At 45.5% G+C, this 16,154-nt stretch carries 15 protein-coding genes; 12 read left to right on the top strand and 3 right to left on the bottom strand.

The features are described from left to right. Window positions 1-57: 57 nt before the first annotated feature. The 4 genes from cpdA to parC all read left to right on the top strand — a co-directional run bounded on the left by cpdA (window position 58) and on the right by parC (window position 5,915). Window positions 58-864, top strand: a complete 807-nt coding sequence (gene cpdA, locus R7F07_RS12835; RefSeq protein WP_025768398.1) for a 3',5'-cyclic-AMP phosphodiesterase — start codon at window positions 58-60, stop codon at window positions 862-864. Between the two features lie 47 nt (window positions 865-911). Continuing rightward, window positions 912-1,496: an esterase YqiA gene (gene yqiA, locus R7F07_RS12830; RefSeq protein WP_017820245.1), complete on the top strand. Its 585-nt coding sequence runs from the start codon at window positions 912-914 to the stop codon at window positions 1,494-1,496. A gap of 249 nt (window positions 1,497-1,745) precedes the next feature. Beyond that, the gene (gene parE / locus R7F07_RS12825; protein WP_005387417.1) at window positions 1,746-3,626 is read left to right on the top strand and encodes a DNA topoisomerase IV subunit B; all 1,881 of its coding nucleotides are present in this window, start codon (window positions 1,746-1,748) and stop codon (window positions 3,624-3,626) included. Between the two features lie 3 nt (window positions 3,627-3,629). Continuing rightward, window positions 3,630-5,915 (top strand): DNA topoisomerase IV subunit A, encoded by a 2,286-nt coding sequence (gene parC / locus R7F07_RS12820; protein WP_005379870.1) that lies wholly within the window; start codon window positions 3,630-3,632, stop codon window positions 5,913-5,915. Between the two features lie 37 nt (window positions 5,916-5,952). On the opposite strand, the gene degS is transcribed toward parC, so the two are convergent. From degS to zapG, 3 genes are all read right to left on the bottom strand, one after another. Then, the gene (gene degS, locus R7F07_RS12815; RefSeq protein ID WP_017633606.1) at window positions 5,953-7,017 is read right to left on the bottom strand and encodes an outer membrane-stress sensor serine endopeptidase DegS; all 1,065 of its coding nucleotides are present in this window, start codon (window positions 7,015-7,017) and stop codon (window positions 5,953-5,955) included. Window positions 7,018-7,207: 190 nt separating this feature from the next. Next, a complete protein-coding gene (locus tag R7F07_RS12810) occupies window positions 7,208-8,575 on the bottom strand; it encodes a Do family serine endopeptidase (RefSeq protein WP_171342777.1) in 1,368 nt (455 codons plus the stop codon). 200 nt (window positions 8,576-8,775) lie between these two features. After that, window positions 8,776-9,219: a Z-ring associated protein ZapG gene (gene zapG, locus R7F07_RS12805; protein WP_005379861.1), complete on the bottom strand. Its 444-nt coding sequence runs from the start codon at window positions 9,217-9,219 to the stop codon at window positions 8,776-8,778. A 195-nt stretch (window positions 9,220-9,414) separates the two neighbouring features. Here zapG and zapE point away from each other — a divergent pair, with 195 nt between their 5' ends. The 8 genes from zapE (at window position 9,415) to sspB (ending at window position 16,125) form a co-directional block, all read left to right on the top strand. Next, window positions 9,415-10,518 (top strand): cell division protein ZapE, encoded by a 1,104-nt coding sequence (zapE, locus tag R7F07_RS12800; protein WP_054578498.1) that lies wholly within the window; start codon window positions 9,415-9,417, stop codon window positions 10,516-10,518. A gap of 251 nt (window positions 10,519-10,769) precedes the next feature. Continuing rightward, complete coding sequence (gene rplM / locus R7F07_RS12795; RefSeq protein ID WP_005372872.1) at window positions 10,770-11,198, top strand: 50S ribosomal protein L13; 429 nt, start codon at window positions 10,770-10,772, stop codon at window positions 11,196-11,198. A 15-nt stretch (window positions 11,199-11,213) separates the two neighbouring features. Continuing rightward, entirely contained in the window at window positions 11,214-11,606 is a 393-nt protein-coding gene (rpsI, locus tag R7F07_RS12790; RefSeq protein WP_005372876.1) for a 30S ribosomal protein S9, read from the top strand. 694 nt (window positions 11,607-12,300) lie between these two features. Continuing rightward, the gene (gene petA / locus R7F07_RS12785) at window positions 12,301-12,891 is read left to right on the top strand and encodes a ubiquinol-cytochrome c reductase iron-sulfur subunit (RefSeq protein WP_005372877.1); all 591 of its coding nucleotides are present in this window, start codon (window positions 12,301-12,303) and stop codon (window positions 12,889-12,891) included. Continuing rightward, the gene (locus tag R7F07_RS12780; RefSeq protein ID WP_005372880.1) at window positions 12,891-14,156 is read left to right on the top strand and encodes a cytochrome b; all 1,266 of its coding nucleotides are present in this window, start codon (window positions 12,891-12,893) and stop codon (window positions 14,154-14,156) included. The genes petA and R7F07_RS12780 overlap by 1 nt, the downstream gene beginning before the upstream one ends. Further along, window positions 14,153-14,890, top strand: coding sequence for a cytochrome c1 (locus R7F07_RS12775; protein WP_005372881.1), 738 nt, complete (start codon window positions 14,153-14,155; stop codon window positions 14,888-14,890). Before R7F07_RS12780 ends, R7F07_RS12775 begins: the two co-directional genes overlap by 4 nt. A 96-nt stretch (window positions 14,891-14,986) precedes the next feature. Next, window positions 14,987-15,622 (top strand): stringent starvation protein SspA, encoded by a 636-nt coding sequence (sspA, locus tag R7F07_RS12770; protein WP_005372897.1) that lies wholly within the window; start codon window positions 14,987-14,989, stop codon window positions 15,620-15,622. 17 nt (window positions 15,623-15,639) lie between these two features. After that, on the top strand, window positions 15,640-16,125 hold the full coding sequence (gene sspB / locus R7F07_RS12765; RefSeq protein WP_005387408.1) for a ClpXP protease specificity-enhancing factor: 486 nt from the start codon (window positions 15,640-15,642) through the stop codon (window positions 16,123-16,125). Window positions 16,126-16,154 lie beyond the last annotated feature (29 nt).

The following is a 16,154-nucleotide window of genomic DNA, read 5'->3' as shown; positions in this document are numbered from 1 at the left end:
CACGTCACTAAAGGAAAATAACAAATAACGATATAGTGGACGAATCAGGTTTTCATTTTGCAATCATCTAGTGACAGCATCAAACTTTTACAAATTACGGATACTCATCTGTTTGCTGCCGATGAGGGAAGTTTGCTAAGCGTAAAAACAGTCGATAGCTTCAATGCTGTTGTTGCTGATGTTTTACGCCGCAACGTGGCGTTTGATTACATCTTGGCGACGGGGGATATTTCCCAAGACCATAGTGCAGAATCTTATCAGCGCTTTGCCAACGGCATTGAACCGCTAGAGAAAGACTGTTTTTGGCTACCTGGTAATCATGATTACAAGCCTAATATGGGCAGTGTTTTGCCTTCGCCACAAATCAAAGCCGCAGAGCATGTATTGATTGGCGAGCATTGGCAGTTAATTCTTTTAGACTCGCAAGTGGTTGGCGTTCCTCATGGGCGCTTGAGTGATCAGCAATTAACGCTACTCGAAGAAAAGCTAGCCGAACACCCAGAAAGACACACACTTGTTTTGTTGCATCATCACCCGTTACTGGTGGGAAGCGCGTGGCTTGATCAACATACTTTAAAAGATGCCGAAGCGTTTTGGCAGGTTGTCGAGCGTTTTAATAACGTGAAAGGCATTCTCTGTGGTCATGTTCATCAAGATATGAATGTGCTTCACAAGGGCATTCGAGTGATGGCAACACCCTCAACTTGTGTTCAGTTTAAGCCTAACTCGGATGATTTTGCCCTTGATACCACTTCGCCTGGTTGGCGGGAGCTGCAACTACACGCTTGTGGCGATATTACGACCCAAGTAGGTCGGCTTCCCGATGGCCAGTTCCAACCAGACTTCTCTTCTAACGGCTACTAACGCGCCCGAGCTCTCTGTTCGGGCTCGCTTTTTTGTGCGAGATATCTATGAGTAAACCTTCACTTCTTCTCTATATCCATGGCTTTAATAGCTCTCCACTCTCCATGAAAGCGAATGTGATGAGAGCCTACTGCGAGCAACATAGGCCTGATATTAAGGTGATTGTTCCCCAGTTACCTTGTTATCCTCAGCAAGCGGCGAAAATGTTGTTGGATATTATCGAGCAATATAAAGACGACTATAAAATTGGTCTAGTGGGCAGCTCATTAGGCGGTTTTATGTCAACGTGGCTAAATGACAAGTTTGGGTTTAAAGCGGTAGTGGTCAACCCCGCAGTCAAGCCTTATGAGTTGCTAGTAGATTATTTGGGTAAGCAAACTAACCCATATACGCATGAAACCTATACACTTGAAGCTTGTCATATTGACGAGTTAAAAGCTCTTGATGTACAAAGCATCGCGTCGCCACATTCTTTTTGGTTATTGCAACAAACAGAAGATGAGGTTTTAGACTATCGACAAGCGGTAGATAAGTTTGCAGACGCTAAGCAAACAGTAGAACAAGGCGGTGATCACAGTTTTGTAGGCTTTGAGCGTTATCCTGCACAGATTATCGAATTTCTAGAACTGTAATTCGAAAGCGATTGGAAAAGGCTCATAGTTTTTATTGATATATCCAACCGTTTCTTGACATGGGCGGTATGCTTTCCGACTATGTTTTGCCAAAAGATCTTAAGGGTCGAGGACCCTGGCTACTTTGTTATGCATCATGTTTACAAACTCTTAGTGATGTGAACAGGGTGGCTTTTTCGTTTCCTGAGTATGGGTACGCCCATTGGTGATACTCAGGCAACAAGTAAACTTTGAGAATAATTCCGTATTATGACTGAACAATATAATGCTGGTGCCATTGAAGTACTGAATGGCTTAGAGCCAGTACGTCGCCGACCAGGGATGTATACGGATACAGCGCGCCCAAACCATTTGGGCCAAGAAGTTATCGACAACAGTGTCGATGAAGCGCTAGCCGGACATGCCTCAAAAGTACAAGTCATCCTACATGCTGACCAATCACTCGAAGTGATCGATGATGGTCGAGGCATGCCTGTTGATATCCACCCAGAAGAGAAAGTATCAGGCGTAGAGCTAATTCTATGTAAGCTACATGCGGGTGGTAAGTTCTCTAACAAAAACTACCAATTCTCTGGTGGTTTGCACGGGGTAGGTATATCTGTAGTAAACGCGTTGTCAAAACGCGTTGAAGTAACAGTTCGTCGTGATGGTCAAGTGTATGAAATTGCATTTGAACACGGCGAGAAAGTGTCTGATCTGACCGTAACTGGCACATGTGGTCGTCGCAATCGCGGTACCAGCGTACATTTCTGGCCTGATGCGAAGTACTTCGATTCGGCTAACTTCTCTGTGACGCGCCTAGTCAACAACCTGCGCGCAAAAGCGGTTTTGTGTCCGGGCTTAGAAATCACATTAACCGACAAAGTTAATGGCAAAGACTATAAGTGGTACTACGAAGATGGTTTGAAAGACTATCTTGCGGAAGGTGTAAAAGGCTATCCAGTTATTCCTGAAGAACCATTTACTGGTGAGTTCTTGGCGGATACTGAAGCGGCAAACTGGGCGGTAATTTGGCAGCCAGAAGGCGGTGAGATGATCACCGAAAGCTACGTTAACCTAATCCCAACCGCTCAAGGTGGTACGCACGTTAATGGTTTACGCCAAGGCTTGTTGGAAGCGATGCGCGAATTCTGTGAGTTCCGTAATCTATTACCTCGTGGTGTGAAGCTAACGGGTGATGACGTTTTCGACCGCTGTTCTTACGTGCTGTCGGTTAAGATTCAAGACCCGCAATTTGCAGGCCAGACCAAGGAACGTCTCTCTTCTCGTCAAACCGCGGCATTTGTCTCTGGCGTAGTCAAAGATGCGTTCAGCCTTTGGTTGAACGAAAAGCCTCAGCTCGCAGAGCAATTGGCAGAAGTCTGTATCGCTAACGCGCACCGTCGTATGCGAGCGGCGAAAAAAGTCGTACGTAAGAAAGTGGCGTCCGGTCCGGCACTGCCAGGCAAGTTGACCGACTGTTCAGCACAGGACTTAAGTCGCACTGAAATCTTCTTTGTGGAGGGTGACTCTGCGGGTGGCTCGGCAAAACAGGCGCGTGACCGTGAATTCCAAGCCGTGATGCCACTGCGTGGTAAGATCTTGAACACGTGGGAAGTCTCTGCCGATCAAGTTCTTGCGTCTCAAGAAGTACACGATATTTCTGTTGCTTTGGGTATTGACCCAGATAGCGACAACCTCGAGAGTCTTCGTTACGGTAAGATCTGTATCCTTGCCGATGCGGACTCGGATGGTCTTCACATCGCAACGCTGCTTTGTGCTCTATTTACTCGTCACTTCCGCGCACTAGTGGAAGCGGGTCATATCTATGTGGCGATGCCGCCTCTGTATCGAATCGACTGCGGGAAAGAAGTGTTCTACGCCCTCGATGATGATGAAAAAGATGGCATTTTAGAGCGCTTGTCGAAGAAGAAAGCCAAAATCAACGTGCAACGATTCAAAGGTCTGGGTGAGATGAACCCACTTCAGTTGCGTGAAACCACCATGGATCCGAACACGCGTCGCTTAGTGCAGTTAACCATTGACGACTCTACGGCGACCATGGAAATGATGGACATGCTGCTAGGTAAAAAGCGTGCAGATGACCGTCGTTCTTGGCTACAAAACAACGGCGACTTGGCAGAGGTGTAACGGATGTCTACAGAAATTACCTACGATGGCGTCGAACAATTGCCAATGCGCAAGTTCACTGAAGACGCTTATCTGAACTACTCGATGTACGTAATCATGGACCGCGCCTTGCCATACATTGGTGATGGCTTAAAGCCGGTTCAACGACGCATCATTTATGCGATGTCAGAGCTTGGTCTCTCTGCATCAGCAAAATACAAAAAATCTGCACGTACCGTTGGTGACGTGCTAGGTAAATACCATCCGCACGGTGATTCAGCGTGTTACGAAGCGATGGTATTGATGGCTCAGCCATTCTCTTACCGCTATCCATTAGTGGATGGTCAAGGTAACTGGGGTGCGCCAGATGATCCGAAATCATTTGCGGCAATGCGTTATACCGAAGCAAAACTGTCTAAGTTTGCTGAAGTATTGCTTGGCGAACTTGGTCAGGGCACGGTTGAATGGCAACCTAACTTTGATGGCACAATGAAAGAGCCACAAATGTTGCCAGCACGTCTGCCTCATATCCTGCTTAACGGTGTAACCGGCATTGCCGTTGGTATGGCAACAGACATCCCACCGCACAACGTTCGTGAAATCGCAGATGCGACTATTCATTTGATCGACAACCCGAAAGCAGAACTGCCGGACGTGATGCAGTATGTCAAAGGTCCGGATTACCCAACAGAAGCAGAAATTATCTCGCCGCAAGCGGATATCGAGAAGATTTACCGCAACGGTCGTGGCAGCATCAAAATGCGCGCGGTTTGGCATAAAGAAGGTTCTGATATTGTTATCACTTCTTTGCCTCACCAAGTATCGGGTGCCAAACTGCTTGAGCAAATCGCTAACCAGATGCGTGCGAAGAAGCTGCCAATGGTTGACGATCTTCGTGACGAATCGGATCACGAGAACCCTACGCGTATTGTTGTCGTGCCTAAGTCAAACCGCGTCGATTGTGATTTGTTGATGAACCATTTGTTCGCATCAACGGATCTTGAGCGCAGTTACCGCGTTAACTTGAACATGATTGGTTTGGATAACCGTCCTCAAGTTAAAGGTCTGGTGCAAATTCTATCTGAGTGGATCGAGTTCCGTCGTACGACTGTGCGTCGTCGTCTACAACACCGCCTAGACAAAGTCATGGCTCGTCTACACATCTTGGAAGGTTTGTTGGTTGCTTACCTCAACCTAGATGAAGTGATTGAGATCATCCGTACTGAAGACGATCCAAAAGCGGTGCTGATGGAACGCTTTGGTATTACCGATATCCAAGCGGATGCAATTTTAGATACCAAACTTCGTCATCTAGCAAAACTAGAAGAGATGAAGATCCGTGGTGAGCAAGACGAGCTAGAGAAAGAGCGTGAGAAGCTAGAACAGCTACTCGGTTCTGAGCGTCGTCTGAACACACTACTGAAAAAAGAAATCAAAGCAGACGCAGAGAAATACGGTGATGACCGTCGCTCTCCAATGGTTGAGCGTGCAGAAGCAAAAGCGCTGACTGAACGTGACCTCGTACCAAGTGAGCCAATCACGGTTGTGCTTTCTGAGAAAGGTTGGATTCGTCACGCGAAAGGCCATGACGTGGATGCCGAAGGCTTAAACTATAAGTCGGGTGATAAGTATTTAGCGCATGCTCGAGGTAAGAGTAATCAGCCTGCGGTATTCCTAGGTAGTGACGGTCGAAGTTACTCTCTGGAATCGCACTCACTGCCTTCTGCTCGTAGTCAAGGTGAGCCGATTACCGGTCGCTTGAATATTACGGCTGGTAGCAGTATTCGCCAAGTCATCATGAGTGAAGAAGAGCAGCTGTGGCTGGTGGGCTCAGATGCAGGTTACGGCTTTGTATGTAAAGGCGCGGACTTGCTGTCTAAAAACCGCAGTGGTAAAGCGCTCGTCACTTTACCTGCCAACTCTGAGATCATGACGCCAAAAGAGATTGAAGATTTAGACTCTGATGAAATCTTAGCAATCACTAACCAAGGTCGCATGCTGCTGTTCCCAATCAAAGACTTGCCACAACTGGCGAAAGGTAAAGGGAATAAGATCATCAACATTCCTGCTGCTAAAGCAAAAGAGCGAGAAGAAGTACTATCTCACTTAATGTCTTTACCAAAAGGTGCATCGTTAACGCTGTACGCGGGTAAGCGAAAGTTGGGTCTTAAACCGTCTGACCTTGATAACTTCCGTGGCGAACGTGGTCGCCGAGGTGGGTTATTACCGAGAGGTTTGCAGCGAGTCACTCGCATTGAAGTTGAGCTAGATGATTCCGATACGACGGAAACACCGAGCGATAGCGAGTAACGCACAAATAAAAATCCCAGCCAATGGCTGGGATTTTTTATGCTTCTTGCTTGTCTTCGGCAATGGTGACTTTCAAGGTCATCTCTTTTCCTTTGCGAATGATACCGACGTCCACGGTGGTGCCAGGACGTAAATCGGTGACGATATCCATAACGCTCTGACGCCCTTGCACTTTATTGCCATCAATACTGATAATGATGTCCTGCTTTTGGAAGCCTGCCGCATTGGCTGGACCATTTGGATCAATACCAAGTACGACAATACCACCTATGTGTTCATTTCCAAGCAGGCGAGCAGTGACCGCATTAATGTCTTGGCCGTCGATTCCAATATAACCACGAATCACGCGGCCATCAGCGATGATTTTCTGCATGATCTTACTGGCTAGCGGCGCAGGGATCGCAAAAGAAATACCGTAAGTTTCTAAGTCTGTCGCTTGCTGAAAAGAGGCGGTGTTAATGCCGACGAGCTCGCCTTGTGTGTTCACTAGGGCTCCACCAGAGTTACCTTCATTGATGGCGGCATCGGTTTGAATGAATGCTTGACGGCCGTCGCTAATAGATGAACGACCTGTGGCTGAAATAATGCCGAACGTTGTGGTTTGTCCAAGGTTGTATGGGTTACCGATGGCTAGTACTACATCGCCCACTTGTGGTTTGTAATTAGAGTTCAGAGGGATTACGGGCAAATTCGAACCTTCGACACGCAGTACGGCTATATCAGTACGTTTATCTGTCCCTACGAGCTGAGCCGCTGCGGCTCTGCCGTCTTGTAATGCCACAACAATTTGATCAGCTTGAGCAACCACATGATAGTTAGTAATGATGTAGCCCTTCTCACTAACAATGACACCTGACCCCAGACCTTGAGTCGAGAGTTTACTGCGATCATTCTCAACATACTTACGACTGTAGATGTTTACCACGGCAGGCGCTGCTCTTCGGACCGCTTGATTAAACGTCAACTCGACTGATGCGATATTAACAGGTTGAGGATCAAGCGCGGCAGGAATTACGTTGTTGCGCAAAGATGGAACCGCCAGTAATACCACTGCGGCAGTAGCCAAGCCTAAAAAGACAGAACGTAATAAAAAGCTGAGCATATCCTCTCCATGCGTGAGCGCCAAAATGGCATCGAAGATGAAGAATAGCATTACATTGAAAAATAACAAAAGGGCAGCACGTCATCGCGCTGCCCTTTTCATTAGTTATTGAGCGATAAGGAAAAGTGATCGAGCCTTATCACTCAGTGCTATGCATCGAAAACCTTATTTTCTATCACTTTGAAAGTGGTTAACGAATGACAAGATAAATAGTACGTTCACCACGTTGAATATTAAGAGCCAGTACACCTTTGTGTTTCTCTACGATTGTACGAAGCTCGGCAAGGTTTTTCACTCGTTGACGGTTCACACCGATAATAATGTCACCTTGTTGTAATTGATATTGAGCCGCTGGAGAGTTATCTGCAACGCTCGATACTTTAACACCTTGGATTACATCACTTGGTGTTGTATTGCTTAATTCCGCCCCTTTGAGTCCCTCATGTAATGTCTCCGCTTTAGCTTTCATATTCGTAGATTCGCCAAGCGTTACATCAAAGGTTTTATTCTTACCATCTCGAACCACACCTAATGTGATTTCTTTACCTGCGCCCAGTGTTGCCACTTTTGCGCGGAGCTCTGAGAAAGTATTAATCGCTTTGCCGTTCACCGATACAATTACGTCACCGGCTTTTAATCCTGCTTTATCGGCTGCGCTGTCCGGTACGACTTGACCAATAAAGGCACCTTTACTTGACTCGTAACCCAATGCATCAGCTAGCTCAGAGGTTACTTCGCCACCTTGCACACCCAACATGCCGCGTTTGACTTCACCAAACTCTAGAATTTGATCAGTGAGGTTTTTCATCATGTTTGATGGAATCGCAAAGCCAATACCCACATTACCGCCGTTAGGGCCTAAAATTGCAGTATTAATACCGATCAGCTCACCATTAAGGTTGACCAATGCACCGCCAGAGTTACCGCTGTTAATTGCGGCATCGGTTTGGATGAAGTTTTCGAAGTTTTCAACGTTTAAGCCGCTACGACCAAGGGCTGAAACAATACCCGAAGTCACAGTTTGACCGAGTCCAAATGGGTTACCAATCGCAACCGTAAAGTCACCGACACGCAGTTTGTCGGAATCCGCGACCTTAATCTGCGTTAAGTTTTTTGCTTTCTCTAATTTAAGTAACGCAACATCGGCCATTTCATCACCGCCAACGAGCGTAGCGTCATATTCGCGCCCGTCAAAGAGGCGAACTCGAATCTCATCTGCTCCCTTGATCACGTGGTAGTTAGTGACAATATGGCTTTTCTTCGCATCAATAATGACACCAGACCCTAAACCTCTGAACGGGCGCTCTCGCCTTTGTTCCATAGGAAAGTCTGGGCCAAAGAAAAATTGAAATTGCTCGGGAATGCGGCTGGTTTGTACTTGTTTACCTTCTACAGCAATACTCACAACAGCTGGGGTCACCTTCTCAAGCATTGGTGCCAAGCTAGGTAACTGTTGGCCATCCACATTCAAAGGTAATGCGGCAGTGGCTTGAACTGGGGCAATAATCGAACCCAAACTCAGAGATAGAACGGTGAGCGCAAGCAGTGGTTTTTTCATCCAATAACTCCTCTTGAAACATGTCTGCCAAAAAGAAATATCCGAACGTTTCGTTCACTTTGTTAATAACTAATATAGGGTCTAGTTCGGATAATCAAAAGGGGAGGCAGTGCACATCCAAGTTAGAGCGAAGGTGAGGGGAAAAAGTTCAAAAAAGGGCCGATACAAATGTATCGGCCCTAGATAGAAGTAAGAGAGGATTATGATGCTTTTGCGGTTACCGCTTCGGGAGCATTAATGATTTCTTTCTCTTGATCCTTCAAAAGACCGGTGGCGCCATTAGCGTAGTCTTTTGGTTGTTCGTTAAACTCTGGTTGATCTTCTGCAATGGTTTCAGATGACATTGCCGTTTTCTTATCAAACGGGTTGTCTTGTTCTGGTAAGTTTGGCAAAAGCTCAGAAGAGGTCTTGGCCATATGTTGGTATAGCTTGGTGTAATCTTTACCTAGGGTGTCCAACATTTCTGCGGTTTGTGCAAAATGATCGACGAGCTCTTGACGTTGTTGCTCTAATTCAAACTTGGCCGCTTCAAGTTCTTTCTGCACAGACTTTTGTTTCTTGTATTCAGGGGTGGTTAGTCTACTAATGACTACGCCTACGATTGTACCGACCAGCAAACCCACAATGGCATAAATCCAAGGCATAACTGCTCCTTATAGTTGTTTTAACAAGTCTTTTACTACTTAGTTACACGCGGTGCTCGTCCATGTTACTATGGCTTGAACAGCCGATAAAGAAAAATAGCAGTATGTCTTCGGGGACTGATAACTACTTCTCTCTATTCTCAAAGTTGACCCCGAGGTAACCCTTTTCTCTATACCTCTATACGACTTAATACGATGACACCACTACAACAATATCAAAAAGACATAGCAGAACACGGGTTTCAGCGTGATGAAGCTCAGTATCAAGCGGTCGTTGCATTAGACAAGCTTTACCATGCTATCGTTGAATTTCAGTCAGCGCCTGTGCCTCAGCTTTCCAAATGGCAAAAGCTAATGGGGAAAAAAATCGACAAGCCTGAACCACCAAAAGGCCTTTACTTTTGGGGTGGGGTAGGTCGCGGTAAAACCTACCTTATGGACGCATTTTTTGATGCTTTACCGACCCAAAGAAAAATGCGCGTCCACTTCCATCGATTTATGTATCGAGTACATGATGAGTTGAAGCTGTTAGGTGATGTCGAAAATCCTCTATCAAAAGTGGCGGATAAATTTAAAGAAGAAGCAGATGTGGTTTGCTTTGATGAATTTTTTGTTTCCGACATTACTGATGCGATGATCCTTGCAACGCTACTTCAAGAAATGTTCAAGCGGCAGATGATCCTAGTCGCGACTTCAAACATCGAGCCGCAGAACTTATATCGTAACGGTTTGCAAAGAGCGCGCTTTTTGCCCGCTATCGATATGATTTTGGCACGTTGTGAAGTGTTGAATGTCGATAGTGGCGTTGATTATCGCTTAAGAACGTTAGAACAGGCTGAAATATACCATTACCCGCTTGATGAGCAGGCTAGCATAAACCTTAACAAATATTATCAGCAGCTGACTGGAGAGCGTCAGTTTGTTGCTCATCAAATCGAAGTTAACCACCGTCAACTAGCGGTGATTGAAGCAAGCGACGGGGTGCTGCATGCGTCGTTTGCTCAGTTGTGTCAAACTGCTCGCAGTCAAAATGACTACATTGAATTGTCTCGTATTTACCACACTGTATTACTGGCAGATGTTCAACAAATGAACCGAAAAATAGATGATGCGGCGAGACGCTTTATCGCGCTAGTCGATGAGTTTTACGAGCGCAATGTTAAGTTGATTATTTCTGCTGAAGTGCCAATGTCCGACTTATATACTGATGGGCAGTTAGAGTTCGAATTTAAGCGCTGTTTGTCTCGGCTTACTGAGATGCAAAGTCATGAGTATCTCGCGCGTGAACATTTGGCCTAGATCCAAAGGATTCTTAAAAAAGTGAAGAAAAAATTAGTGATTTGGCGCAAAAAAAGGTGATTTTTTCTTCGCTCTTCTCTATAATCCTGCGACCCACCGTTACTGCAGACCTGATTATCGAAGTTATTTCGAAATTGAAGGTCGAGAGTACCAACGACTCGAAGGGGTGATGACTGGGCTCTTAGACAGTGTGGGAGCACTATTGGGTGTTCCTTTAAAGTTTAAAATTTAATTAACGGGTTATTGTTAGCATGAAAACTTTCGTTGCTAAACCAGAAACTGTAAAACGCGACTGGTACGTTGTAGACGCTGAAGGTAAAACTCTTGGCCGTCTAGCAAGTGAAATTGCATCTCGCCTACGTGGCAAACATAAAGCTGAATACACTCCTCACGTTGACACTGGTGATTACATCATCGTTATCAACGCTGAGAAAGTTGCTGTAACTGGTAACAAAGCTAAGAACAAAGTGTACTACCGTCACTCTGAATTCCCAGGTGGTCTAAAATCTATCACTTTTGAAAAGTTGATCGATCGTAAACCTGAGATGGCTCTTGAGCTTGCAGTTAAAGGCATGCTTCCACGTGGTCCTCTAGGCCGTGCTATGTACCGTAAGCTAAAAGTTTACGCGGGCGCTGAGCACAACCATGTTGCTCAACAACCACAAGTACTAGACATCTAATTGGGGATTTCGAAAATGGCAGAGAATCAATACTACGGCACTGGCCGTCGCAAAAGCTCAGCTGCACGTGTTTTCATTAAACCAGGCAGCGGTAACATTGTAGTAAACAAGCGTAACCTTGACGAATACTTCGGTCGTCCAACAGCACGTATGGTTGTACAACAACCTCTAGAGCTAGTTGAACTAACTGAAAAGCTAGACCTTTACGTAACAGTTAAAGGCGGCGGTATTTCTGGTCAAGCTGGTGCTATCCGTCACGGTATCACTCGCGCGCTTATGGAATACGATGAGTCTCTACGTCCTGCTCTACGCGCAGCTGGCTACGTTACTCGTGACGCTCGTTGCGTTGAACGTAAGAAAGTTGGTCTACGTAAAGCACGTCGTCGTCCACAGTTCTCTAAGCGTTAATTTCCTCTTATCGGGAATTATGCTTTTCAGAGTTACTCTGGAAACTGTGTACCAAAAGCTCGGCTCTATGCCGGGCTTTTTTGTATTTAAAGACATCATACTTGTCTTCAAGCAACGAACAGTCTTCATTTATCATCACATTCCGAGTAGGCCTTCTTATTCGTCCTCTTCGTCGAAAGGTTGCCAGTGCCGTTTTATATGTGTGCCTTATTTAATCGCGACTCACCACGCTTTCTCTTGCGATGCAGCATAGATGTATTCATCAGCAAGAATGTCTTTGTATCTTATTCTCCCTGTAACATGTTTTAAAATGACTTACGCTCCTTTTTGAGTATTCTGCGTGCTACAAAATTGAAAATATAAACACAGCAAGCTGAACGCGTAATACGAAATATTTCTCTGTGTAATTAACTGAAAACTACCAAGATAAAAGGTTTTATCCGCTTTCAGCGGGGCTTCTATGTGGTGCTTTCTTGTTACAAATCACATCAATTTTTTATAATTCTGCCGCTTTTGTGACGACGCGAGCGATTTGCCTCACAAATGTTACAAAAAGGTAGCTTTATCTTGTCAAAAAGTAGGGTTTTCTTTATCATTTCCCTCCAATAAATAGAACTAAATTCATTATTTGTTAGCCATGCTCTTATAAGCGGAATAATAACGATCCAAAGGGAGCAAATGGGAGAATGTTTGGATGAGCAACGCGCCTTTAAATAACGGTCGCAGGCGTTTTCTAACCGCTACAACGGCAGTTGTTGGTGGGTTAGGGGCAGTCGCCGTCGCCGTGCCTTTTATCAAATCATGGAATCCGAGTGCTAAAGCCAAAGCGGCGGGCGCACCGGTGGAAGTGGATATAAGTAAAATTGAACCAGGTCAGCTGGTTCGTGTTGAGTGGCAGGGAAAACCTGTATGGATTGTTCGCCGCACTCAAAGCGTTCTGGATAACTTAAAATCGATCGGTGATAAGCTTCGCGATCCACAATCTGAAATGGAGCAGCAGCCTGAGTACGCTCAGAATGAGTTTCGTTCGATTAAGGAAGAGTTTTTCGTCGCAGTTGGTTTCTGTACCCACTTAGGTTGTTCACCAACCTATCTACCTGACTCTTTCTCAGAGCAGGTGCAGGGAGTAAGATCTGGCTTCTTCTGTCCTTGTCATGGTTCTAAGTTCGACATGGCTGGTCGAGTGTTCCAAGGAGTACCTGCTCCGTTGAACCTTGTCGTTCCTAAGCACATGTATTTGAGCGATACCAAGCTCATTGTGGGTGTTGATGAGGGAGATGCATAATGCAAGCAATGTTAGATTGGGTTGAAAAGCGTATTCCTGCAATGAATGCTTATAAAAAGCATTTGTCTGAATACCCAATGCCTAAGAACTTCAACTTTTGGTACCTTTTCGGTTCTCTGGCGATGCTGGTTCTTGTTAACCAAATCCTAACGGGTATTTGGCTAACGATGAACTATGTTCCTTCAGGTGACGGTGCATTTGCGTCTATCGAATACATTATGCGTGATGTAGAGTACGGTTGGCTTCTGCGTTACATGCATTCCACTGGCGCGTCAGCGTTTTTCGTTGTTGTGTATCTTCACATGTTCCGTGGTTTGATCTACGGTTCATACCAAAAACCTCGTGAACTATTGTGGATCTTCGGTATGTTGATCTTCCTTGTTCTCATGGCTGAAGCGTTCATGGGTTACCTACTTCCATGGGGGCAGATGTCATACTGGGGTGCGCAGGTAATCATTTCCCTGTTTGGTGCTATTCCTGTTATCGGTGATGACCTAACGCTTTGGATTCGTGGTGACTACATCATCTCTGGTGCAACGCTAAACCGTTTCTTCGCACTACACGTTATTGCACTGCCGATCGTTTTGCTTCTTCTTGTTGTTCTGCACGTATTGGCGCTGCACGAAGTAGGCTCAAACAACCCGGATGGTATCGAAACTAAGCTGCCAAAAGGCTCAATGGGCGACGATTACAAAACGCAATTCAAGTTCCATGATTACTACACGAAGAAATATGACATCATTGATTCTATTCCTTTCCATCCGTACGGCACGGTTAAGGACTTGGTCGGTGTCGCTGGTTTCTTGTTCTTCTTCTGTTACGTGCTGTTCTTTAACCCAGAAATGGGTGGGTACTTCCTTGAGCCGCCTAACTTTGAAGCTGCAAACCCACTGAAGACACCAGAGCATATTGCTCCGGTATGGTACTTCACGCCGTTCTACGCAATCTTACGTGCGGTTCCAGACAAACTATTAGGTGTTATCCTAATGGGCGCGTCAATTGCAGTGCTGTTTGTTCTACCTTGGTTGGATCGTTGTAAAGTTCGTTCATACCGTTACCGTAGCAAACTTCATCTGTTGAATATTGTACAGTTCACTATCGCCTTTATCGCTCTAGGTATTTTAGGTGCGTTACCTGCTACACCAACGTACACACTACTATCTCAGATCTTTAGCTTGTGTTACTTCATGTTCTTTGTGTTGCTGTTCTTCTACAGCAAAAATGAAGCAACCAAACCATTACCAGAGAGGGTGACATTCAAATGAAGAAGTGGATTGTAATTCTATTTGCTATGTTGCCATCACTAGCGATGGCAGCTGGGGCCAATGTTCCGCTGGATAAAGCGAATGTTGACCTTACGGATAAAGCTTCGCTACAAAACGGCGCGAAGTTGTTCATGAACTACTGTTTTGCTTGTCACTCTACGCAATACCAGCGTTACGAGCGTGTAGCAACAGACTTGGAAATTCCAACAGACTTAATGAAAGAAAACCTGATTTTCAATCCTGAAGCGAAAATCGGTGATCTAATGGTCAATGCTATGCCACCGAAGCAAGCGGCAAACTGGTTTGGTGCTCCACCACCAGATCTTACGTTGGTTGCACGAGTTCGTGGTGCTGATTGGTTATACACTTACTTACGCTCTTTCTATGTTGATCCATCTCGTCCATTCGGCGTGAACAACATCGTCTTCCCGAGTGTTGGTATGCCGCATGTGCTTGAAGAGCTACAGGGCATCCCGACGCCTATTTACGATACGAAAATCGTAGATGGCGAAGAAGTACAAGTTGTTGTTGGTACTGAAACCGATGGCACGGGTGAGCTGAGTGAAGGCGAATATGACAAAGCGGTTGGCGATCTCGTTAACTTCTTAGTTTATTCAGGTGACCCAGTGCAGCTTGAGCGTCACGCTCTAGGCTGGTGGGTAATGGGCTTCTTAGTGCTTCTAACCATCGTTGTCGTGATGCTCAAGAAAGAGTATTGGCGCGATGTGCATTAATTGTGCTAAAATACCGTGCTAATTCCCAATTTTAATTGATGTACAATGGAGGCTTAGCCTCCATTGTTTTTATTTGTAAGTGTACTGGAGGGCTCCATGGCTGTAGCTGCCAATAAACGTTCTGTGATGACTCTTTTCTCAAGTGCATCAGATTTGTATAGCCATCAGGTTCGCATTGTACTAGCTGAAAAAGGCGTAAGTGTTGAAGTTGAGCTTGTTGACGAAGCAAACCTTCCTGCTGAGCTTGTTGAGCTAAACCCATATAAATCAGTGCCAACTCTTGTTGACCGTGAGCTAGCTCTTTACGATTCAAAAATCATCATGGAGTACTTGGACGAGCGCTTCCCTCATCCACCTCTAATGCCGGTTTACCCTGTTGCTCGTGGCAACAGCCGCTTGATGATGTACCGTATCGAACGCAACTGGTATTCACTCGCTGAAAAAGTGATGAAAGGTAATGCGGAAGAATCAGAAAAAGCACGCACAAAGCTGCGTAATGATCTTCTGACGTTAGCGCCAATTTTTGCTGAATATGAGTACTTCATGAGCGAAGAATTCAGCTTGATCGATTGTTACCTAGCACCACTATTGTGGCGTTTGCCTCAACTTGGTATCGATCTTGTTGGCCCTGGTTCAAAAGAAATCAAGGTATACATGAACCGCGTATTTGAACGTGATTCGTTCCTTGCTTCTTTGACTGAAGCTGAACGTGAAATGCGCCTAGTTCGCTAAGCGATTTAAAACACGTTATGGATATTGCAAAAATGACTGCTCGCCGCCCGTATATGCTTCGCGCATTTTACGATTGGTTAGTAGACAATGACTTGACTCCTCACTTGGTTGTGGATGCAACAATGCCAGGGGTGCGTGTCCCGGTTGAATTTATTCAAGATGGTCAAATTATTTTGAATATTGCGCCACGTGCAGTGGGTAATCTTGAGTTAGGTAATGATGCGATTACCTTCCATGCTCGCTTTAGCGGTCGTCCGCACTCAGTGATCGTGCCTGTGTATGCTGTTCAAGCTATTTATGCACGTGAGAATGGTGCTGGTACTATGTTTGAACCAGAAGAAGCGTACACTCACATCGAAGAAGAAGCGATGACCGAGGAAGAATCATCCCCATCGTTCACAACGGTTAGCGATGAGCCTTCTGAGTTAGTTTCTGATTCAGATGCCGAAGAGGACGATGCTCCTCGACCAAAAGGCAAACCAAGCTTAAGAGTGATTAAATAATAAAAAAGCAGCGTAACGCTGCTTTTTTC

The organism is Vibrio sp. YT-16 (assembly GCF_033337405.1).
Taxonomy (GTDB): Bacteria; Pseudomonadota; Gammaproteobacteria; order Enterobacterales; family Vibrionaceae; genus Vibrio; species Vibrio alginolyticus.
Note: the sequence above shows the minus strand (reverse complement) of the source record. Positions and strands in the feature narration are given on the sequence as shown.